Annotated in this window: 15 protein-coding genes; all 15 read right to left on the bottom strand. The window is 56.3% G+C overall.

The window, feature by feature from the left end:
- Window positions 1-52: 52 nt before the first annotated feature.
- Window positions 53-3,562 (bottom strand): DNA-directed RNA polymerase subunit beta, encoded by a 3,510-nt coding sequence (rpoB, locus tag HMPREF3016_RS04760; protein ID WP_048754765.1) that lies wholly within the window; start codon window positions 3,560-3,562, stop codon window positions 53-55.
- 346 nt (window positions 3,563-3,908) lie between these two features.
- Window positions 3,909-4,292 (bottom strand): DUF6985 domain-containing protein, encoded by a 384-nt coding sequence (locus HMPREF3016_RS04765; protein ID WP_246828460.1) that lies wholly within the window; start codon window positions 4,290-4,292, stop codon window positions 3,909-3,911.
- Between the two features lie 236 nt (window positions 4,293-4,528).
- Window positions 4,529-6,025, bottom strand: coding sequence for an L-serine ammonia-lyase (locus HMPREF3016_RS04770; RefSeq protein WP_070740572.1), 1,497 nt, complete (start codon window positions 6,023-6,025; stop codon window positions 4,529-4,531).
- 359 nt (window positions 6,026-6,384) lie between these two features.
- Entirely contained in the window at window positions 6,385-7,503 is a 1,119-nt protein-coding gene (gene gcvT, locus HMPREF3016_RS04775) for a glycine cleavage system aminomethyltransferase GcvT (RefSeq protein ID WP_070627486.1), read from the bottom strand.
- 194 nt (window positions 7,504-7,697) lie between these two features.
- Window positions 7,698-10,550: an aminomethyl-transferring glycine dehydrogenase gene (gene gcvP / locus HMPREF3016_RS04780; RefSeq protein WP_070740575.1), complete on the bottom strand. Its 2,853-nt coding sequence runs from the start codon at window positions 10,548-10,550 to the stop codon at window positions 7,698-7,700.
- A 250-nt stretch (window positions 10,551-10,800) separates the two neighbouring features.
- Entirely contained in the window at window positions 10,801-10,938 is a 138-nt protein-coding gene (locus tag HMPREF3016_RS11045) for a hypothetical protein (RefSeq protein ID WP_168162142.1), read from the bottom strand.
- Between the two features lie 134 nt (window positions 10,939-11,072).
- Window positions 11,073-12,317 carry an MFS transporter gene (locus HMPREF3016_RS04785; RefSeq protein WP_070534484.1) on the bottom strand — a complete coding sequence of 415 codons (1,245 nt, stop codon included), beginning with the start codon at window positions 12,315-12,317 and terminating at the stop codon, window positions 11,073-11,075.
- A gap of 35 nt (window positions 12,318-12,352) precedes the next feature.
- Entirely contained in the window at window positions 12,353-13,186 is an 834-nt protein-coding gene (narI, locus tag HMPREF3016_RS04790) for a respiratory nitrate reductase subunit gamma (protein ID WP_070740578.1), read from the bottom strand.
- A 23-nt stretch (window positions 13,187-13,209) separates the two neighbouring features.
- Window positions 13,210-13,956 carry a nitrate reductase molybdenum cofactor assembly chaperone gene (narJ, locus tag HMPREF3016_RS04795; protein WP_070740581.1) on the bottom strand — a complete coding sequence of 249 codons (747 nt, stop codon included), beginning with the start codon at window positions 13,954-13,956 and terminating at the stop codon, window positions 13,210-13,212.
- Between the two features lie 3 nt (window positions 13,957-13,959).
- Window positions 13,960-15,573 carry a nitrate reductase subunit beta gene (gene narH / locus HMPREF3016_RS04800; RefSeq protein ID WP_048751150.1) on the bottom strand — a complete coding sequence of 538 codons (1,614 nt, stop codon included), beginning with the start codon at window positions 15,571-15,573 and terminating at the stop codon, window positions 13,960-13,962.
- Window positions 15,573-19,295 (bottom strand): nitrate reductase subunit alpha, encoded by a 3,723-nt coding sequence (locus HMPREF3016_RS04805; protein WP_004005308.1) that lies wholly within the window; start codon window positions 19,293-19,295, stop codon window positions 15,573-15,575. Before HMPREF3016_RS04805 ends, narH begins: the two co-directional genes overlap by 1 nt.
- A gap of 79 nt (window positions 19,296-19,374) precedes the next feature.
- Window positions 19,375-20,583 carry a ThiF family adenylyltransferase gene (locus tag HMPREF3016_RS04810; RefSeq protein ID WP_070740583.1) on the bottom strand — a complete coding sequence of 403 codons (1,209 nt, stop codon included), beginning with the start codon at window positions 20,581-20,583 and terminating at the stop codon, window positions 19,375-19,377.
- A 37-nt stretch (window positions 20,584-20,620) separates the two neighbouring features.
- On the bottom strand, window positions 20,621-21,109 hold the full coding sequence (locus HMPREF3016_RS04815; RefSeq protein WP_070740586.1) for a molybdenum cofactor biosynthesis protein MoaE: 489 nt from the start codon (window positions 21,107-21,109) through the stop codon (window positions 20,621-20,623).
- Window positions 21,099-21,617, bottom strand: coding sequence for a MogA/MoaB family molybdenum cofactor biosynthesis protein (locus HMPREF3016_RS04820; RefSeq protein ID WP_048751147.1), 519 nt, complete (start codon window positions 21,615-21,617; stop codon window positions 21,099-21,101). Before HMPREF3016_RS04820 ends, HMPREF3016_RS04815 begins: the two co-directional genes overlap by 11 nt.
- Before the next feature lie 72 nt (window positions 21,618-21,689).
- Entirely contained in the window at window positions 21,690-22,196 is a 507-nt protein-coding gene (gene moaC, locus HMPREF3016_RS04825; RefSeq protein ID WP_070740589.1) for a cyclic pyranopterin monophosphate synthase MoaC, read from the bottom strand.
- Window positions 22,197-22,236: the final 40 nt, after the last annotated feature.

Here is a 22,236-nt window from a genome sequence, read left to right on the forward strand (position 1 = left end):
CGGGGCGAAAATCATGCGTGACTACGCCCTGCCCTCGAAGGAGAGGCTGTGATTAGAGCTCGTCCACGGAGCTGGGCTCCTCGTGGGTTAGGCTCACGCCCATATCTTCTGCTGCCCGGAAGCCTTCTTCCTCCGAGTCGCTCATTTCAATGGTCTTCCCGTCGGTAGAAAGTACCTCGACGTTCAGGCACAGTGACTGCATTTCTTTAATAAGAACCTTGAAGGATTCGGGGATGCCCGGCTCGGGGATATTCTCACCCTTGACAATCGCCTCGTAAACCTTCACACGACCGGCCACATCGTCAGACTTGACGGTCAAGATTTCCTGCAGGGTGTAGGCGGCGCCGTATGCTTCCAGCGCCCACACTTCCATCTCACCGAAGCGCTGACCACCGAACTGTGCCTTACCGCCCAACGGCTGCTGGGTAATCATCGAGTAAGGACCGGTGGAGCGAGCGTGAATCTTGTCGTCCACCAGGTGGTGCAGCTTCAGGATGTACTGGTAACCCACCGAAATCGGGTCAGGGAACGGCTCACCCGAACGACCATCAATCAGACGTGCCTTGCCGGAGCGAGTAATCAGACGATCGCCGTCACGGTTCGGGTTCGCGTGATCCATCAAGTCGAAGAGCTCGTCCTCATGAGCGCCGTCGAACACAGGGGTTGCCAGGCGGGTGGGTCCGGATTCCTTCGGGAAGTTCGGCATATTCTTCAGCCACGCCGGGTCACCCTCAATCTTCCAACCCTGCTTAGCGAGCCAGCCGGTGTGAACCTCAAGCACCTGGCCGATGTTCATACGACCGGGCACGCCCAACGGGTTCAGAATGACATCAACGGGAGTACCGTCTTCCAAGAAGGGCATGTCTTCAACCGGCAGGATCTTGGAAATAACGCCCTTGTTACCGTGGCGACCTGCGAGCTTGTCGCCGTCGGTAATCTTACGCTTCTGCGCAACGTACACGCGCACAAGCTTGTTAACGCCCGGAGGCAGATCGTCTTCATCGTCGCTTTCACGGTCGAAGATGCGAACGCCGATCACGGTACCGGATTCACCATGGGGAACCTTCAGAGAAGTATCACGAACTTCGCGGGACTTCTCGCCGAAGATTGCGCGCAGCAGACGCTCTTCAGGGGTCAGCTCGGTCTCGCCCTTGGGGGTTACCTTACCGACCAGGATGTCGCCAGCCTCAACCTCGGCACCAATGTGGATAATACCGCGGTCATCCAGTGCAGAGAGAACTTCCTCAGAAACGTTGGGAATATCGCGGGTAATTTCTTCGGGACCCAGCTTGGTGTCACGAGCGTCGATTTCGTGCTCTTCGATATGAATCGAGGTCAGCACGTCCTCGGAAACCATGCGCTGGGAGAGGATAATCGCATCCTCATAGTTCAGACCTTCCCAGGGCATGTATGCCACGAGCAGGTTCTTACCCAGAGCGAGCTCACCGCCGTCGGTCGAAGGGCCGTCCGCGATAACGTCACGCTCCTCCACACGCTGACCGACCTTCACCACAACACGCTGGTTGTAGCAGTTGCCCGGGTTCGAACGGGAGAACTTCATGATCGGGTACGAGCTGGTGGTGCCGTCATCGTTGCGGACCAACACCAGATCGGCCGATACCTCGGATACCACGCCAGCCTTCTTCGCCAGCACGGAATCGCCGGAGTCAAGCGCAGCGTACTTCTCCATACCGGTACCAACGACAGGAGCCTCAGACTCCAACAGCGGCACAGCCTGGCGCTGCATGTTAGCGCCCATCAACGCACGGTTTGCGTCATCGTGCTCAAGGTAGGGAATTAGAGCGGTTGCCACAGACACCATCTGACGCGGGGAAACGTCCATGTACTGCACAGCGCCAGGAGCAACCAGCACGGCCTCACCAGAACCATCGCCTGCACGGCAGAGAACCTCGTCCTCAGCAAAGGTACGCTCGTTAGTCAGCGGGGCGTTTGCCTGCGCAATAATAACGCTCTTCTCGTCGTCGGCAGTCAGGTAACGCACCTTGTCGGTGACCTTACCATCTTCAACCACGCGGTAGGGAGTCTCGATAAAGCCGTAAGAGTTGATACGCCCGTAGGTTGCCAACGAACCGATCAGACCAATGTTCGGACCTTCAGGGGTTTCGATGGGGCACATACGACCGTAGTGCGAGGGGTGCACGTCGCGCACTTCCATGCCCGCGCGGTCGCGGGAAAGACCGCCGGGGCCCAGCGCCGAAAGACGACGCTTGTGGGTTAGCCCAGCCAGCGGGTTGTTCTGATCCATGAACTGCGAAAGCTGCGAAGTACCGAAGAACTCTTTAATCGCTGCAACCACGGGACGGATGTTCACCAAGGACTGCGGGGTGATGGAATCAACGTCCTGAGTGGTCATGCGCTCACGCACCACACGCTCCATGCGAGAAAGACCGGTGCGAATCTGGTTCTCAATCAACTCGCCCACAGTGCGGATGCGGCGGTTACCGAAGTGGTCAATATCGTCGATATCGATCTTAACGGAAATTTCCTTGCCGTCACGCTTACCGGGGATGCTGCTCTCCTGAGCGTGCAGGGCGCACAGGTAGTGGATCATCTGAGCGATGTCGTCCTGGCTGAGTACCGATGCCTCGGGAGAATCAAGAGGAACATCTACACCGAGCTTACGGTTCACCTTGTAACGACCAACCTTCGCCAGATCATAGCGGCGCGGGGTGAAGTACATGTTGTCGAGCAACGCCTGTGCGGCCTCTACCGTCGGGGGCTCGCCCGGGCGGAGCTTACGGTAGATATCGAGCAGAGCCTCGTCGCGGGTTGAGACGGAGTCCTTCTCTAGGGTTGCACGAATAGAATCATAGTTCCCGAACTCGGCAAGAATCTTTGCCTCGGTCCATCCCAGAGCCTTCAACAGCACGGTCACGGACTGCTTACGCTTGCGGTCCAGGCGCACACCCACCTGATCGCGCTTGTCTATTTCAAGCTCAAACCATGCACCGCGCGAAGGAATAACGCGTGCTGAGTAGATGTCCTTATCGGAGGTGCGGTCGGGTGCCTTCTCGAAGTATGCACCGGGTGAACGCACCAGCTGGGAAACGACCACACGCTCGGTACCGTTAATCACGAAGGTACCGGATTCGGTCATGAGCGGGAAGTCGCCCATGAAGAGGGTCTGCTGCTTAACCTCACCGGTGGTCAGGTTCATGAATTCAGCTTTAACGTACAGGGGTGCCGCATAGGTTGCGTCACGATCCTTGCACTCTTCCATGGTGTACTTGGGATCGGAGAATTCCGGATCCGAGAAGGACAGCTGCATGGTTTCCTGGAAATCACGAATCGGGGAAATCTCCTCGAAGATCTCAGCAAGACCGGATTTCTCAGGTACAGAGGTGTCACCTGCTGCCTGGGCGTTTTCCAGACGCTTTGCCCAGCGTTCGTTACCCACGAGGCGGTCGAAGCTGTCGGTCTGGATAGCCAGCAGGTTGGGAACCTTCAACGGTTCACTAATTTTTGCGAATGAGATACGACGGTCGGAATTGTTTTCCGCACCGTTAGCGGCGTCATGGTTAGAGGTGCTCGAAGCGACCAAAATGGGGATCCTTCCACAGACATGTCTGTTAGCAATCTGCCTCCCGGCGACAGAGCCGTAAGACATCATGATGAAGACCCCGAAAACGGTGTGCAAAGCTAGTAGATGTCGAACGGTTTAACGTCACCTTCAGCCCGTGCCCACCGCTATATGAAGGCACAAAGGTCAGGGAAAGCGTAAATATTAACAATACACTATGCTCGCGCGTTTGTCTACCACACCCGTACAGCAGATGCAAGCGCCGGATTCAAGTGAGCTTTTTATAGCCCTTCCGGAAGTTTCCGCAGTATATCTCCTAGGCTTTTGAAATAGCATATGAGCGCACTCTTAAGCTCCCCTGCTAAGCCTATTCTTCGCGCAAGAAAATACTGCCGTCAGGGTTGGTGTAAGACTCAACCGCCATACCCACTTTCACCAGTTTCGTGCCGTTTTGGAGCACCATCATCATACCGTGCTCAATATCCCACTCGGTCTCGGCTTCCACCACAATCAGCACATTGTTATTGTCCCAGGCAACCGTGCACCGATCCCAGATGGGATCCACAAGAGTCCACACCTGAGATTCGGGAATATCCGGCAAGTATTGTTCCCAGTCGTGCTCATCCGCCATATCAAAATACATACGGTAGAACTGGTACACATAAGGGGTTGCCTGGGCAAAAATATCGGTATCGGGTGAGCGGAGGTTGTCAATCGCGGCACGAATACGCTGCCAACCCGGCAGAGTCAAGAGTCTTCATATCGAAACTAAACGTTACCGATGCCTTCTTGAGCGCAGGCACGTCCACCGGGTCACTCACATAGAGCATGGTACCAACAAACGGTTGGGTGGGAGACCGCCAGTCTTTCGCCGTACCGGTAACCGCTCGACCGGTGTTCTAGCCGACTGCACAATAAAGATAAAGAAAACGCTCGCCCTGAATGCCCCTGCGGCTTCCGGGCGAGCGCTCCCCTACCGTTTTGGAGCTAACATTCCACCACGTTAACCGCCAGGCCACCCATTGAGGTTTCCTTGTAACGGTGTGACATATCCATGCCGGTTTGGCGCATCGTTTCGATCACTTGGTCTAGGGAAACACGATGCGCACCGTCACCGCGCAGTGCCATGCGTGCCGCCGTGACTGCGTTCGACGCGGCCATCGCGTTGCGTTCAATGCACGGAATCTGCACCAACCCGCCCACAGGGTCACAAGTCAGCCCCAGGTTATGCTCCATCGCAATCTCTGCGGCGTTTTCAATCTGCTCGTTCGTACCGCCCAAAACCTGAGCAAGACCGGCGGCGGCCATCGAGCTGGCGCTGCCTACCTCTCCTTGGCACCCCACCTCGGCACCGGAAATTGAGGCACGCTTCTTATACAGCACCCCGATTGCTGCGGCGGCCAAGAAAAAGTCGATCACCGCATCCTCACGCTTGCCCCGACCGCAATGCCGTATTCCGGGCGTATAGTTCATCGCATAGTGCAAAACCGCCGGAATAATGCCGGATGCACCATTTGTCGGCGCCGTCACCACGCGGCCGCCAAACGCATTCTCTTCGTTCACGGCGAGCGCGATTAGGTTCACCCAGTCGATGGCGTATTCGGGCGATTTATTGGGGTCTTCGGTCATTAGGTCGCGGTGCCATGCCCCGGCGCGGCAGCGTACCTTGAGGGGTCCAGGCAGGTAACCGACACGCGATAGTGAAGACCCGATGCATTCCTTCATAACCTTGTAGATGTGCAGAATTCCTTGACGTACCTCGGTCTCGCTGCGAAGCGAACACTCGTTCGTCATTTTGAGTTGGGCAATACTCATCCCGGCCTCGTTCGCCATATCTAGGAGCTCGGCGCCGGAACCGAACGGGTAGGGTGGGTGTTCCAGGGATGCTCCCCCGGTTGCGGGCTCGTCACCTTCGACAATAAATCCACCGCCAATGGAAAAATAGGTGCGCTCCAAAAGCATCTTCTCGCCCTCGAATGCGGCGATCTTAATACCGTTTGTGTGGCGCGGAAGCACGGTCAAGGGGCGCAGGGTTATATCGAGTTCTCGGTAGTTCAGAACCGGTCCGTAAACTTTGCCCTCCTCGCCGCAGGGAGCCGTCGCACCGTACATACTGGAAGGATACCCGGCGAGCGGCAGAGTGCCGTCCACGCTATTACGCTCGATCATGGCGTCTGCCTCGGTGAGGCAGATTGTTTCGGGCACATGCCCGCACAGCCCTTTGAGCGCCGCACTCATGGTGCCGTGCCCTGCCCCGGTTGCGGCGAGTGATCCATACAGGTCGATATGCACTTTCGTGGTGCGTGAGAGCAGGTTGGTGTCAATAAGTTCGGCGATAAAACGGTTGGAGGCGCGCATCGGCCCTACGGTGTGGGAGCTGGAAGGACCTATGCCGATGCTAAAGAGCTCGAACACGCTAATATCATATTCGAGCGCTTCGGCTTGTTTTTGCACACTACTTGGAACGCCAGTATCTAGTGCCACATTATTCCTTCATCTGTGTGAGTATGCGCTTGCCCGCCAGGTTTTATATGCGGCGGTTCGTCCGTTTATATTCTCACGGTGTAACCACCCGAAGACGGTATGCAGCCTTCATTGTCTGCTGGTTTTCCCTGAGGTTTATGCTCACCGAGCATCTTGCAACCTGCTGAGTTCATCCTAGCTTACTTCAAGTCATGGATAAACTAAGGCGAGATTATGTTTGCGTGCGCGCCCGGGCTTGCCTGTGCGATAAACTTCGAGTCGATATACCGACACAGGCATGCTGAAGGGCGGGTAAATATACCTCAGCACATTCACCCGCCCTATGCCTCTTGCTCGGGTTACCTGAGATGAAGCAGTATTTACTTCTCGCGCTTGTAGAACGGAAGCGAGACCACGTCAAAAGTTGCACGCTTACCGCGAATATCCACATCCACCTCGGAACCGACCTCAGAGAATTCGCGCTTCACCAGTGCCATTGCTATCGGGTAACCCAGGGTCGGGGAAGGAATACCGGAGGTTACCTCACCGATTTGATTACCCTCGGCATCGACGAGGAACGAACCCGCACGTGCCGGGCGCTTTGCCTGAGCTTTCAGCCCAACCAGGATACGCTCCGACGGGGACTTCGCCAGTTCGGTCAGGGCGGTGCGGCCCACGAAATCGGCGGTCTTCTTCTCCAAAGCGATCTCAACTAGGCGACCCAAGCCGGACTCGAAGGGGGTAATATCCAGGCCCAGCTCATGACCGTACAGCGGCATACCAGCTTCCAAACGCAGCGAATCGCGTGCCGCCAAACCTGCCGGGGTCAAGCCAAAGGGCTCACCAGCGGCGGCGAGCGCATCCCACAGTTTCACAGCGTTGGCGTTCGGCACAAAGAGCTCGAAACCGTCCTCGCCGGTGTAGCCGGTACGTGCCAGAAGTACATCTACCCCGGCGATGGTGACCGGAACGGAAGCGTAGTATTTGAGCTCGCGTACCGCATCCTCATCGGAGGCACCAGCCGCAAGCAGAATTTCTTCGGCACGCGGTCCTTGCACAGCAATTAGGGAGGTGTCGTCAGATTCGTTGACGAACTTCACATCAAAATTACCCAGACGCTCGCTCATGGCCGCAAAATCGTTATCAATATTGGCGGCATTGGGCACAACCAAGAATTCTTCGTCGCCCAAGCGGTAGGTGATAAGGTCGTCAATCACGCCGCCCTTGTCGTTGGCGAGAATCGAGTACTTGGCGCGACCAGGCTTGAGTACGGACATGTTGGAGACCAGAGCGTAGTCGAGGAATGCAGCGGCATCGGGCCCGGTGATGCGGAACTCGCCCATGTGGGAGAGGTCGAAAATACCGGCGCGGGTGCGCACAGCCTGATGCTCGGCAACATCGTTGGCGTATTTGAGCGGCATATCCCAGCCGCCGAAGTCGGTAAATGCGGCGCCTAGCTTTTCGTGGACGGGGTAGAGTGCGGTCTTCTTGGGTGACATGTTTCTCCTTAGTACATAGTCATATACACTGCTTTGTGCCAGAACGGTTTATACCAGAACGATTATTCTTGTTTTTAAGAACATTCATTCTATTTTATGTGTGTACGGTAAGCCTTCCGGGCGCCCCGCTCCCCCGCCTCCTAACAAACAGGCGAAAAACGCGGGACACACAGAAGTTCATCGAATCATCGAAGCTACTCGGCGTGAGCTTCAAGATCGAATGCCTCCATCGGAGGGCATTCGCAAACGAAGTGACGATCTCCGCCCGCACCGTCAATACGACCCACAGGCGTAAAGTACTTGTTGGCGCGAAGCGAAGGAACCGGGAAGGCAGCCTGAGTGCGGCTGTACGGGCGATCCCACTCGTCGGCAGAAACAACATCCACCGTATGCGGAGCGTTGCGCAGCACGGAATCTTCCACTGCGACCTTGCCTTCGGCAACCTCAAGAATTTCGCCGTAGATAGTCTCCATCGCCTCAATAAAGCGATCGAGTTCTTCCTTCGACTCCGATTCGGTCGGCTCCATCATCAAAGTGCCCGGAACTGGGAACGCAAGAGTAGGCGCATGGAAACCGAAGTCCATCAGACGCTTACACACGTCTTCGGCGGTCACATGGGAACGGTCGGTAAGCTCACGAATATCTAGGATGCACTCGTGACCCACCAGGTTTGCGTTGCCGGTGTAGAGCACAGGGAACTTATCGTTGAGCTTTTTCGCCACGTAGTTTGCGTTCAGCACCGCGTACTCCGAAGACTTTTTCAAGCCCTCAGCACCGCTCATAGCAATGTACATCCAGCTAATGGGAAGCACACCGGCAGAGCCAAAGAACGCCTGCGCAATCGGAAGTGCCGCGCCGCTAGGCAGCTTGCCTTCGGCATCCGCAGTCGCGGCATCGCCGGGAAGGTACTTCGCCAGATGCTCACGAGCAGCAAGAGGCCCAACACCGGGACCGCCACCGCCGTGTGGAATGGAGAAGGTCTTGTGCAGGTTCAGATGGGAAATATCGCCGCCAAACTTACCCGGCTGTGCGAAGCCCATCTGCGCGTTCAGGTTTGCACCATCCAGGTAAACCTGACCGCCCGCGGCATGCACAAGCTCGCAAACCTCAGATACCTGAGGCTCAAACACGCCGTGCGTCGAGGGATAAGTAATCATGATGCCAGCGATCTTATCGCCGTACTTCTCAATCTTCGCCTTCAGATCATCAACATCAATCGAGCCGTCGGATGCGGTCGCCACACCCGCAACCTTGAGCCCAGCAAGCGCTGCGGATGCGGCATTCGTGCCGTGCGCCGAAAGCGGAATAAGCACGGTATCACGCTCGTGATCACCGTTAGCCTCGTGGTAGGCACGAATAGCACGCAGACCACCGTACTCACCGGTTGCACCGGAGTTCGGCTGCAAAGATACGACATCGTATCCGGTGATAGCGACCAGCCAGTCGGAAAGTTCCTTGATGAGCTTATGCCAGCCCTGAGCCTGATCGGCGGGTGCAAGCGGGTGAATATTCGCAAATTCGGGCCAGGAAATCGGTTCCATTTCCGCAGCCGCGTTGAGTTTCATAGTGCACGAACCCAGAGGAATCATCGTGCGGTCCAGAGCCAAATCCTTATCAGAGAGGTGGCGCAGGTAGCGCATCATCTCGGTCTCGGAACGGTACTTATGGAAGACGGGGTGCTGCATGTACTCATCGGTACGGAGCAGATTTGCGGGAATGCTGAACTTGGCATCTGCCTCGGAGGGAAGTTCTGCGCCAAATGCCTTTACCAGACGCTCCAGAACTCGGTCATCATGAGATTCACCGACCGAAATACCCACGCGGTTTTCGTTGATACGGCGAATATTAATGCCAGCCTCAAGCGCCTTGGCTACAAGATCGTCTGCGCGAGCCGGTGTCTCAACCACCACGGTGTCAAAGAAATGCTCAAAGGCAATACCGTATCCGACGCTTTCCAAGGCTGTCGCTACACGAGCCGCGTTAGTATGCAGACGTTCGGCGATAGCACGCAGCCCCTCGGGACCGTGATACACAGCGTAAGCACCGGCAACAATCGCCAGCAAAGCCTGGGCGGTACAGATGTTACTGGTAGCCTTCTCGCGACGAATGTGCTGTTCGCGGGTCTGCAGAGACAAACGGTACGAAGGCTTACCGGCGGAATCCTGCGACACACCGACCAGACGGCCCGGCATAGTGCGTTCCATACCCTTATGCACGGCCATGTAGGCGGCATGCGGACCACCAAAGAAGAAGGGCAAACCGAAACGCTGGGTATTGCCCACGGCAATATCAGCGCCGAGTTCCCCCGGAGACTTCAGCAGGGTGAGCGCCAACAAATCGGCGTCCACGGTCACTAGGGCGTTACGTTCCTTGGCCGCTTTCACCAGCGGTTCAATGTCACGAATTTCCCCGTCGGATGCGGGGTATGCAAGCACCACACCGTACAGATCGCCCTCGGGCAGCCCCTCCGAGAAATCGGTGACCACGAACGGAATGTCAAGAAGTTCGGCACGACCGCGTACCACGGCAAGAACCTGCGGTAGGCACCGAGAATCAATCGCGAAGAAACCGTTCTTAACCTTACGGTTGGCGCGGTGCATCATCACAACCGCCTCCGCAACCGCGCTTGCCTCATCGAGTAGGGAAGCATTCGCAATATCCAGGCCGGTGAGTTCCATAACCACGTTCTGGAAATTCAGCAGAGCCTCCAGACGACCCTGCGAAATTTCAGCCTGGTAGGGGGTGTACGAGGTGTAAAATCCGGGGTTTTCAAGAATGTTGCGGCGCAGAACGGCGGGGGTTACGGCATCGTAATAGCCTTCGCCAATCATCTGCGTATAAACTTTGTTCTCGGCGGCATACTCGGCGATCTTGGCGAGTGCATCCTGCTCTGTCAACGGATCGGGAAGATCAAGCTCGCCGTGAAGGCGAATCTGAGGCGGGACAGCGTCGTCCATCAGAGCTCCCAGGGAATCATATCCCAGGGCTTTGAGCATCTGCTCAGCGTCTGCGGAACGGGGGCCGAGATGACGATCGATGAAAGACATAATATCTTCTCCTATTCGGCGCAAACCGTTAGCGGTTCACAACAGTACTGTTGTGTATATACAGTACTAATTTTCCCATATTGTGGGCTCAAACTTCTAGCTACATATGCCCTGTGACACGTATGTTATAAGGGTTTATCGGCATACATGCGACCACCTGTTACGGCACGGCGAGCGATTTCTTACCGCCACATACAGGAGCGTCATCCCCCCTCTGGCGGCAGCCGTTACAGATAAGAGCATCTATCCGTTAAAAGTAGCTGTTTGCGGCAGCGTCGTAGGCTGCACCCATCACCAGCGGCGGGAAGAACCCGCCTAGACCACCGGCAGCGTCGGCCAAAACCTGCATTGTAATCAATAAATTAGAGGTATTTACGTTCAGAGCCATCTGTTCCGAATTTGTGACCGCCACCCCATATTGGTTTTAGGGTACGAAACTCACGTAAAAAGCTCTGGCCGCTCCCTCAGAGCAGGGAACGGCCAGAGCCATGGAAACAAACAATTGAGTGAAAAACTCAGCTACTACTTCGCTACGGCATCAGCCTTATGATGTTCCGGCTTACCGCCATGCTTGACCAAGAATGCCGAGGCAAAGGCCACAGCTGCAGTTACAGCCAACAGAGTTAGACCGATAAAGTAGTTACGATGTGCGGCATCGTAGGTTGCACCCATCACCAGCGGCGGGAAGAAGCCGCCAAAAGCGCCGGCAGCAGCGATCACGCCGGAGACCGCACCCACGTTCTTCGGGTCAGCCGCGCGGCCAACCCAACCGAAGACCGAGCCGGAACCCAAGCCCAGCAGAGCTGCCATCGCCAAGAAGATGGGACCGTAGACATGCTCAGCATCCGGCTGAAATGCGGTAACCAGAGCCAAAACCGACACACCGCCCAACGCAATGAAGGTAATAATCTTCGGACCAAACTTATCAGCCAAGATACCGCCGAAGGGACGAGCGATCACGGCAGCCGCCGCGAAGCCTGCGGCACGAGCACCAGCATCTTCAGAGTTGAAACTGTAGATATTGTTCAGGTAGGTCGGCAGGTAGTTCGAGAACGCCACAAAGCCACCGAATACTACCGAGTACAGGAAGCACAGCTGCCAGGTTGACTTCACCTTGAACGCCCGAATGATCTTCGGCATCAGCGGGGTAACCTCGCGGTTAGCGGTAGCCGGTGAATCACGCAGGAACAAGAATGAGATAATGGCGGTTACCGCGCACAGAGCCGCAATGATGTAGTGGGTATTCATATAACCCACGAGGTTCATCAGGCGCGGAGTAAAGAACGCTGACAGAGCGGTACCGACCATACCAGCGCCGAAAACACCGGTTGCAAAGCCCTTACGAGCGGGCGGGTACCAAGCGGAGCTGAACGGAATACCCACCGCGAACACGGTACCGGCGATACCCAGCAGGAACGAGAAGACCAATATCAGGGGGAACGACTTCATCGAGCCGGCAACACCGACCAAGAGCACCAGCGGAGTGCTGACGGCAAGTACCAGACTCATCATGATGCGCCCACCGTACTTATCGGTTAGACCACCAACCGGAATACGCCCAATCGCACCAATAAAGATAGGCATAGCAACCAGCAAACTCGTAGTTCCCGGGTTCAAATGCATCTGATCCGGCTTGGCGTAGTACTTCGCAAGCGGACCGACAATCGTCCACGCCCAGAACCCAACGGTTGAGGCGAAGGTAACCAGCAGCAGGTTAAAAAGCTGCCCCTTTTTTAGGTCGTAACTCTCAGCAGTGGGAGCACTCATTATTCCTCTTTGTGTTATGTGTTGTGTGTATATTGTTAGCGATTGACGCGCTCACGTGGGAGCACCTCTTGCGGGTTGTCCCAACCACGACGTGCGCCCACGCGCTCATTGCCGCGAGAACGGTAGATGGTGTAGGGACGGAACAGGTAGTGCAGCGGCATGGTCAGTGCATGCACCAAACGAGTGAAAGGCCAGATAATGAACAGCACCATAGCCACAATGATGTGAATCTTGAAGGCGACAGGCACATTCACCATCAACGCTACCTCTGGGTGGAAGTAGAAGATAGAACGGAACCACACCGCAATGGAGGTGCGGTAGTTGAACTCCACCTCATGCCCGTTAACCGGGGGCAGACCGCCCGAGGGGTCAAAAGCGGAAATCAAAGTTGCGGCGGTACCCGCCAGAATGACGGCGACCAGCACAAAGTACATAAACTTATCGTTCATCGTCGTTGCAGAGAAAACCTGTGCATTACGACGACGACGCCACAGAAGCAGGAACAAACCAAGAATAGTTGCTGCAGCGGCTGCGGAACCGCCCACCAAAGCGACAATGTGATAAGTGTGGTCGTCCACCACGAGGTCTGTGAGCATCTTAGGCACCACTAGACCGCCCACGTGTCCCATAAACACGGCGGCTAGACCGTAGTGGAATAGAGGTGATCCCAGACGCAGCATCTTGGATTCATAAATCTGTGATGATCGAGTGGTCCAACTAAACTGATCGGTACGGTAACGCCAAATGGTGCCGCCGATCAGAACAAGAATAGTGACATAGGGAAGCACGCCCCACAGGAGGGTGTCTACAATCCCCGGCTCGCCGACAGGCACCGCATGTGCTGCGTGCTCGGATGCGAGTGCGTACACGATGTACTCCTAATTTGAGGGGTCTAAATATTATTAGGGTTAACTTGGGTCAGCCGCGGATCGGCATACCCGCTCAGACCAACGGTCTCAACGGGCGGGCCATAACCCGCCATCTGCTGCACCTGTTCCTGAGTCTCGGGAGAGACACCGGGGAGGGTATTGCAGATACTCTGTAATAACCCGTAGTGTGGGAGGTCTCCGTCCCGAAGCGCTAAACGAAGCAGCTCTAATGAGGGACGGTATGCTTGAAGCGCTGCGCGACCCTGGCGACGATCCACCAGCGCCGCAAACTCCAAGACGAGAGGTAAATAGTCGGGAAGTTCCCCGTTAAGGCGGGTGAGCATCCCCGAATCGCGATACATTTTCTTAAATCGAAGAAGGGTTTCGCCGCGACGGCGAGTATCGCCATCCGTCCAGTAAGAGAGGTGCAGAGCGTGCCTGCGGGAGAGGTCGTATTCCTGCACGTAGTCGCTCTGAACTTCTTCAAGCTCGCGAGCCGTAAGCCAATCCGCAACGGTTTGCACGGCCTGCGCGAAATCGGGATTCTCAGTTGCCTGCGCCAAGCGCGTAAACTCCGGCAGAAGATCAAGAGTTTCTTCCGTCGGATAGCTCAACAGCATGCCGCTGACCTGGTAAATCACCGAGTCGCGGTCTTCACCTGCACCATAGTCACGATCAAACGGATCAATGTTATCGTGCGCGGCTTGCGCCGATTCCGGGGTGTTCCCGGAATCGGCTTTGCCCATAAGCTTGGAAAAGAATCCAGCCACTACTTACTTCTTTCCGGTGGTATTCGGGAACAGACCATCCGGACGCGAGTTCCCATCCCAGCTAAAGAGGCTCACCTTGTTAGAGCTCTCATATACGCCGGTCGAGACGGGGGTCGGGCGACCTTCCATGTCGTTGAATGCGTCACCGTACATGCCGGGACCACCATCAACGCTCAGCGAGCATCCCATCTCTTCGAGGTTGTGCGCATCTTCCATATGAGCCGGAGGAATCACATAACGCTCGTTGTACTTAGCAATCGCCATCAGACGGTACATTTCGTACATCTGCGCACCGGTCATACCCACCGAGTTTGCGATCTCTTCATTGCCTTCGCCGCCCAAATTAATGTCACGCATGTAGGCGCGCATTGCGGCTAGGCGCTTGAGCACGAAGGTCACGACCTCGGTATCGCCAGCGGTAAACAGCTCAGCAAGGTATTCAACGGGGATGCGCAGCGCCTCGATCGCGCCGAACAGGTTCTGGCTGTTCTCAGCATCGTGTCCCTGGTCCTTGAGCAGATCCACAATCGGCGACAGCGGCGGAACGTACCAGACCATCGGCATGGTGCGGTATTCGGGGTGCAGCGGAAGTGCAACCTTCCATTCCTTTGCCAGCTTGTACACGGGCGACTTCTGGGCTGCGGTAATCCATGCCTCGGGAATATCGTTCTCGCGTGCCAAACGAATAATCTCGGGGTCCGAAGGATCGAGCATGAGCGAAAGCTGCGACTCGTACAGGTCTTTCTCATCGGCAACGGATGCTGCCTCAGTCACGCGGTCTGCATCGTAGAGGAAGATACCGATATAGCGCATACGACCCACGCAGGTCTCGGCACATACGGTCGGAATACCGGCCTCGATACGGGGGTAGCAGAACGTACATTTCTCTGCCTTACCCGTCTTGTGGTTGAAGTACACCTTCTTGTAGGGGCAGCCGGTAATGCACTGACGCCAGCCACGGCAGCGATCCTGATCGACCAGCACGATGCCGTCCTCGGCTCGCTTGTAGATAGCGCCGGAGGGGCATGCCGCCATACAGGACGGGTTCAGGCAGTGCTCACAAATACGCGGCAGGTAAAACATGAAGGTCTGCTCGAACTCGAATTTAATCTTGTCCTCGGCCTTCTTGCGCACCTTCTCCACAAGCGGGTCAAGGTGACCGTGCTCGGGGGCGCCGCCCAGGTTATCGTCCCAGTTCAGACCCCATTGAATCTTGGCGTCCTGACCGGTAATCATCGATACCGGCTTAGCCACGGGGAAGTCATCGCCTAGAGGTGCGGTGGTGAGATTCTGGTAGTCGTAAGTCCAGGGCTCATAGTAGTCGCTGAGCTCGGGCTGAATCGGCGAGGCGAAAATGGAGAAGAGCTTCTGGAAGCGGTTACCGCTCTTGAGCTCCAGACGACCGCGCTTGTTCAGCACCCAGCCGCCCTTCCACTTTTCTTGGTCCTCGTAGCGGCGCGGGTAGCCCTGACCGGGGCGGGTCTCAACGTTGTTGAACCACACATACTCGGTACCGGAACGGTTTGTCCATGCCTGTTTACAGGTCACGGAGCAGGTGTGGCAGCCAATGCACTTATCAAGCGCCATCACCATTGCAACTTGTGCCATAACACGCATTAGAATGTAACCTCCTGCGACTTGCGACGGCGAATATACGAGACAATGTCACGCTGGTTGCCGGTCGGTCCGAGATAATTGAAAGCGAATGCCAGGTGTGCGTAGCCGCCAATCATATGGGTCGGCTTGAGTAGGATGCGGGTCATAGAGTTGTGAATACCGCCGCGTTTGCCGGTGGTTTCGGTCTTCGGCGTCATCATACGCTCCTGAGCGTGGTGCACGTAGCACACGCCCTCAGGCATACGGTGCGAGACAACCGCACGACCCACGAACACACCATTGGTGTTCACACATTCGATCCATTCGCCGTCCTTGACGCCGATCTTCTCGGCATCCTGGGGGCTCATCCAGGCAGTCTGACCACCGCGGAAGAGGGTCAGCATATGCTGGTTGTCGAAGTACTGGGAGTGAATAGCCCACTTGTTGTGCGGGGTTAGGTAACGCACTGCAACCGAAACGCCGTCGGTAGTACCGATTTCGGGTTCTTTGAAGAGCCCGGTCATATCCAGCGGGGGACGGTAAATCGGCAGCGCCTCGCCCATTTCGTGCATCCAGTCGTGATCCAAGAAGAAGTGCATACGACCGGTTAGGGTATGGAACGGCTTCTTCTTTTCAATGTTCACGGTGAACGGCGCATAACGGCGGCCGCCGGTTTCCGAACCGGACCACTCGGGAGAGGTCATCACGGACTGTGGGGCTGCCTGGGTCATGGGGAAGGTAATCTTACGTTCCTCGTTACCCTCGGCAAGATCCATCAGGTGCAGACCGGTCTGCTTCTCAAGTTCCTTGAAGCCCTTAAGGGCCACCTCACCGTTGGAAGTACCAGAGATGCGCAAAATCGACTCGGCGAGCTTGGTGTCGGTATCCAGTGCAGGACGACCCGCGCCCTTACCGGAGTCCATTACACCAAATTCCTTCGCCATCTGAGCGACTTCGTCCTTCAGATCGTACGTCACGTATTTGGTGGTGGCACCAACCTTGTCGAAAAGCGGGCCTACAGAGGTGTACATATCGTACATCGCGCTGTAGTCGCGTTCGACAGTCATGAAGTTCGGCATGTTCTTACCGGGAACACCTAACATGCCGGGAGTGCTCTTCCAGTCGGGTGCATGACCGCCGGGTTGCTTGATCTGACCGGGGGTATCGTGCAGGAGCGGAACCGAAACAATATCCTTGCGGGTGCCCAGGTGTTTCTTGGCCTGGCGTGTGAACTCGTATGAGAGAGCCTTGAAGGTATCGTGATCGGTTCGTGCTTCCCACGGCGGGTCGATAGCAGGCGAGAACGCGTGCAGGAAGGGGTGCATATCGGTCGAGGAAATATCGTGCTTCTCGTACCAGGTAGCGGTGGGGAGCACAACATCCGAAAGCAGGGTCGTGGTGGTCATGCGGAAGTCCGAGGTGACCAGCAGATCGAGCTTGCCTTGCGGTGCTTCCTGGTACCAGGTGACCTCACGCGGAATGGATTCCTCATGATCGGCGCCCTGCACGTTGTCCATGCTGCCGACAAGGTGCTTGAGGAAGTAGCTCTCACCCTTAGCGGAGGAACCGAAGAGGTTTGAGCGCCACAGCATCAGGGTACGCGGCCAGTTCACGGGATTATCGACGTCTTCAACAGAGAATTCAAGGTCGCCGGAGTTCAGGCGCTGTGCCACATAATCGGCGTTATCCTTGGCTTCTCCGCGCGCTACTGCCGCCTCTGCCTTATCGGCGAGGTCGAGCGAGTTCTCGGGGAACTGCGGGTAGAACGGCATCCAGCCCATACGGGTGGAGCGCGCGACAACATCCGCAGTGTGTACTCCCTTGAGCTCGCCGGTGCCCAGCGGGGACTGCAGGTAATCGGTGGAGTAACCGTCCTGGCGGAACTGGTCGGTATGCATGTACCAGAAACCGGTGCCGATCATATGACGCGGCGGGCGGCTCCAGTCCAAAGCGTTTGCCATATTGGTCAAACCGGTGAGCGGACGTGCCTTCTCCTGACCCACGTAGTGAGCCCAGCCGCCGCCGTTGCGGCCCTGGCAGCCGGTCAGGTTCAGCAGAGCCAAGATAGCGCGGTAGGTTGTATCCGCGTGGTACCACTGGCAAATACCGGCACCGAAGATAATCATAGAACGACCGTGAGAGTCAATAGCGTTCTGCGCAAATTCGCGCGCCACGCGAATAACGGCCTCCGGCGGAACTGAAGTAATCTGCTCCTGCCATGCCGGGGTGTTCTGAATCGACCAGTCTTCGTAATCCTTGGCCCAGTCGCCGGGCAAGCCGGGGCGACCGATACCGTAGGTAGCAAGCATCAAGTCGAAGACGGTGGTAACTTCCTGACCCTCAACGTAGGTGACGGGCACGCCGCGGGTCATGATGTCGCCGTGGCCCTTGGGGTTATCGAAGGTCGGCATCTTGATCTCGACAGCGGCGGACTCGCCCTGCGGCAGATCGCGAATCGAGAGAATGGGTTTGCGCCCGTCCAATTCAAGGTTCCATTTACCCTGATCGGATTCGGAGTAGCGGTGACCCATCGTACCGTTGGGAACAAAGACCTCGCCGGTTTCGCGATCCATCATGGCGGTCTTGAAATCGGCGTTTTCCTGGTGCTGCTCCCCCGCCAGGGATGCGGCGGTCAGGAACTTCGAGGGAACCTTCGTGCCGTCTTCACGAGTTTCGAGGGTAACCAAGAAGGGCAGGTCGGTGTAGGTCAGGGCAAAGTCTTCGAAGAACTCCACGCGCTGATCCACGTAATTTTCCTTGAGAATCACGTGACCCATAGCCATTGCGAGCGCAGCATCGGTACCTGCCTGTGCGGGCAACCATTCGTCGGCGAATTTGGTGTTGTCGGCATAGTCAGGGCTGACTGAGACAACCTTGGTACCGCGGTAGCGCACCTCGGCAACCCAGTGGGCATCCGGGGTACGGGTGACGGGGATGTTTGACCCCCACATGATGAGGTAGGAAGCATCCCACCAGTCACCGGATTCGGGCACGTCAGTCTGGTCGCCGAAGACCTGCGGCGATGCTACGGGAAGGTCGGCATACCAGTCGTAGAAGCTGGTCATCACGCCGCCGATGAGCTGGATAAAGCGCACACCGGCACTGAAGGAGACCATCGACATTGCGGGAATCGGGGTGAAGCCGGTGCAGCGGTCGGGTCCGTAGTACTTAATGGTGTGCACGTGGGCGGCGGCTACGATTTCGAGTGCTTCTGCCCAGGTGGAGCGCACCAATCCGCCTTTACCGCGCGCGCTGATGTAGCGGTTGCGTTTGACGGGGTCGGAGACGATGGAGTGGAATGCTTCAACCGGGTCGCTGTGCAGGGCTTTTGCTTCGCGGTACATTTCGAGGAGCAGACCGCGCACATAAGGGTATTTCACGCGGGTCGGCGAGTAGGTGTACCACGAGAATGCAGCGCCACGGGGGCATCCGCGCGGTTCGTATTCGGGGCGGTCGGGACCGACTGTGGGATAGTCGGTCTGCTGTGCTTCCCAGGTGATAATGCCGTCTTTGACATACACCTTCCATGAGCAGGAGCCGGTACAGTTCACACCGTGGGTTGAGCGAACTTCTTTATCATGGCTCCAGCGGTCGCGGTAGAAGGTATCGCCTTTGCGACCACCTTCACGGAAAACCGCACGACCGTCATCAGTCTCGTCCCAGCGAGAGAAGAACTTACCGAATTTGATCAGCTGATCGGTAAGGGGTCCATCCGGACCTTTGGTCTGTGATGCTTGTTCCATACAGCCAATATATCGCAAAAATTGGTATGCCAAATACGATATAAAAATATTCTCTAATCCAGGAAATTCATAGGGTTATTCAGACCGTAAGCCATCCGGAAATTCCACCCACTAAAACACGCACGGGAGTATCTGTAGCGGCAGCAATATCCCGTGCTGCCTCCAACGCCCGTGTATATCCCGTGCAGTAGACCACAAGATATTTCGATGCGGGGTCAATTTTTTCGCGAATTTTCGCGGCAAGACGGCCTTCACGGGCAGCTTCCAAGATTTCTGTCAGCGGCAGATTAATTGCCCCATCGATCGCAAAAGAAGAAAACTCGATAGCTTCACGAACATCTATAAGGGTCATTTTTTCGTGCTGCGAAAGCTGCCGGGCTTGAACAGGGGTTATGTCTTCTAACTTTTGCGTGTGATGGTTACCCGTCAATTTTCCTGAATTATGACGAAATATTAAGTGATTTTTAGTGTCTTGACTCTCTTGAGGGTGAGTTTCTACCGATTTCTTAGGTTTTGCTTGCATCGAAGCTAAGAGAGGTATATATTCCCATTTTCCTGTTAACGCGGAGTATAGCCCAACCTCACCTAGCAGCGGCTTTCCGGAACCCGTGATGACCTTAATAGCCTCCATTGCCATCGCTGAGCCCACTACCCCGGCGAGCGCCCCGATAATCCCGGCGGTACTGCACGAAGGAACGCTTCCCGGTGCGGGGGCCTGCGGGTAGAGGTCCTCATAGACCAGCCCATGACCTGCCCAGAATACGCTGAGCTGTGCGTCAAACCCTAGAATTGCTGCCCAAATATGCGGGATACCCAACTGTTGTGCCGCAGCCGAAACCGCATAGCGAGCCTCAAAATTATCGCTGCCGTCAAGCACCGCATCCGTGCCAGTGAGGAGAGTCAAAGCGTTACTGTCGGTGAGGCGTTCGCGGATAACGGTCACCGTGATGAAGGGGTTGAGCGCGCGCATCGTTTCGGCAGCCGACTCTGCCTTCGAGTTTCCCGCCCGTGCGTAGCTGTGAATGACCTGCCGGTGCAGGTTTGAGATCTCAATGGAATCATCGTCGATGATGATAATCTCGCCCACCCCGGCTCCCGCAAGATAGAGCAGGGCGGGTGCACCAAGCCCGCCGGCGCCGAGCACCGCAACCCGTGCCGCCTTCAGCTTCAGCTGCCCCGCCATGCCGATCTCGGGCAGAATCAGCTGACGTGCATAGAAGGCACGTTCGGCCGCGCTCAGCTGAGTTACGGGATCCGGCGCGGTTTCGGGGTCTGGGATAAAGCTCATCCTGATGGTATCTTTCGCGGGAATACGTGTTGAGTCTCTAGGTGTCTATGCCCACCCATTCGGTGCTGCCGTCCGTCAGCTCCTGTTCTTTCCAAATGGGAACCTGGGCTTTCACACGGTCAGCCACCGCCTCGCAGGCCTCGAAGGCCCGCCCACGATGTGCTGCAGCGGCAAGCACGGTCAGCGCGGACTCTCCTATAGCGATAGGACCGACGCGGTGAACTGCCCACAGACGAACCCCCTCCAGCTCATCCGCTACAGACTGCACAACACGCGCAATATATTCTTTTGCCTGCGGATGCGCACTATAAGAAAGCCCGCGCACCGCACTGCCGTGATCATGGTTGCGTACAATGCCGTCGAATACAACAAGGGCGCCCATGGCCTCTGTCATAATCTGAGTCTTCGCGGCGTTGGCGAGCGGCTCTAAGGCTTCCTCGGTAATATCGGTGAAAATGACAACCGAACCGGTGGGCTCAGCGCCATGCGCCCCGCTGTGGTCGAGCCCTTGCGGCTTAGTGGTCATGATAGTCCTCCATCTGGCGGCAAATATGCTCAACGAGTGGGTCCAGGGTTTTCACTCCATCTTTAACTCCGCCGCGCGACCCGGGCAGAGTCATCACGAAGGTTTTATCGATCACGCCCGCAACCCCACGTGAGAGCACTGCAGAAGATACGTTCTGCAGACCGTTCGCCCAGAAAGCGTGCATGATTCCGGGGATTTCCTTATCCAGATGCGGGCGTACCGCCTCTACGGTCTGATCGTCTGTGTTCAGCCCGGTACCGCCGCTGGTGAGAATAAATGTGGGCAGGTTATTATTCTTCTTCCCCTCGGCAATGAGGGAGTTGAAGTAGTCGATAATCTGCCGGTCTTCGACCACGACGGCGTCCGGGGTCTTGAACCCGCGTGAACGCAGCCATTCAACCGCGATAGGCCCCGATTTATCCTCATAGATACCGCGGGCGGCGCGAGTAGACGCAACGATAACAAGCCCGGTCAGATTCTCGGGAAGCTGGATTTCTTCTGCACTCACGATGTGCTCCCTCTCATGCTGTTGTTCATAGGTTTTCCCTCTGGGCTTCGCAAAGCAGCAAAGTACGGAACGCTAAACAGCCCAGTCGCCGGATTTTCCGCCGGATTTCTCTAGTACCCGAATATTGCTGATCACGGCGTATTTATCGACCGCCTTAATCATGTCGAAAATCGTCAGCGCTGCGGTTGAAACAGCGGTTAGCGCCTCCATCTCAACCCCGGTAACACCCCGGGTTTTCACCGACGCCACGATGCGCACATAGTCCTCGCCACGCTCAAAATCCAGGGTAATTTTACCCAAGGGCAACGGGTGGCACAGTGGAATAATATCCGGAGTACGTTTAGCGCCCATAATACCCGCCACACGCGCAACCGGCAGAGCATCACCCTTAGGCAAATCGGCATCAAAAATCTTGGCGATCACATCGGCGCGAGTGTGCACGGTTCCCTCAGCGAGCGCCGTGCGTGTGGTGACGTCTTTCAAAGTCACATCAACCATATGGGCAGACCCGTCGGAGCGCACATGAGTCAAGTCTTGAGCTGGCTGTGCCGCATTGAGGTGAAGATTCTTCTCAGTCACGATATGTCCTTAAATCTGTGTTGGGGTGAGAGTTCAGCCG

This window comes from Rothia sp. HMSC065D02, assembly GCF_001815285.1.
GTDB classification, from domain to species: domain Bacteria; phylum Actinomycetota; class Actinomycetes; order Actinomycetales; family Micrococcaceae; genus Rothia; species Rothia dentocariosa.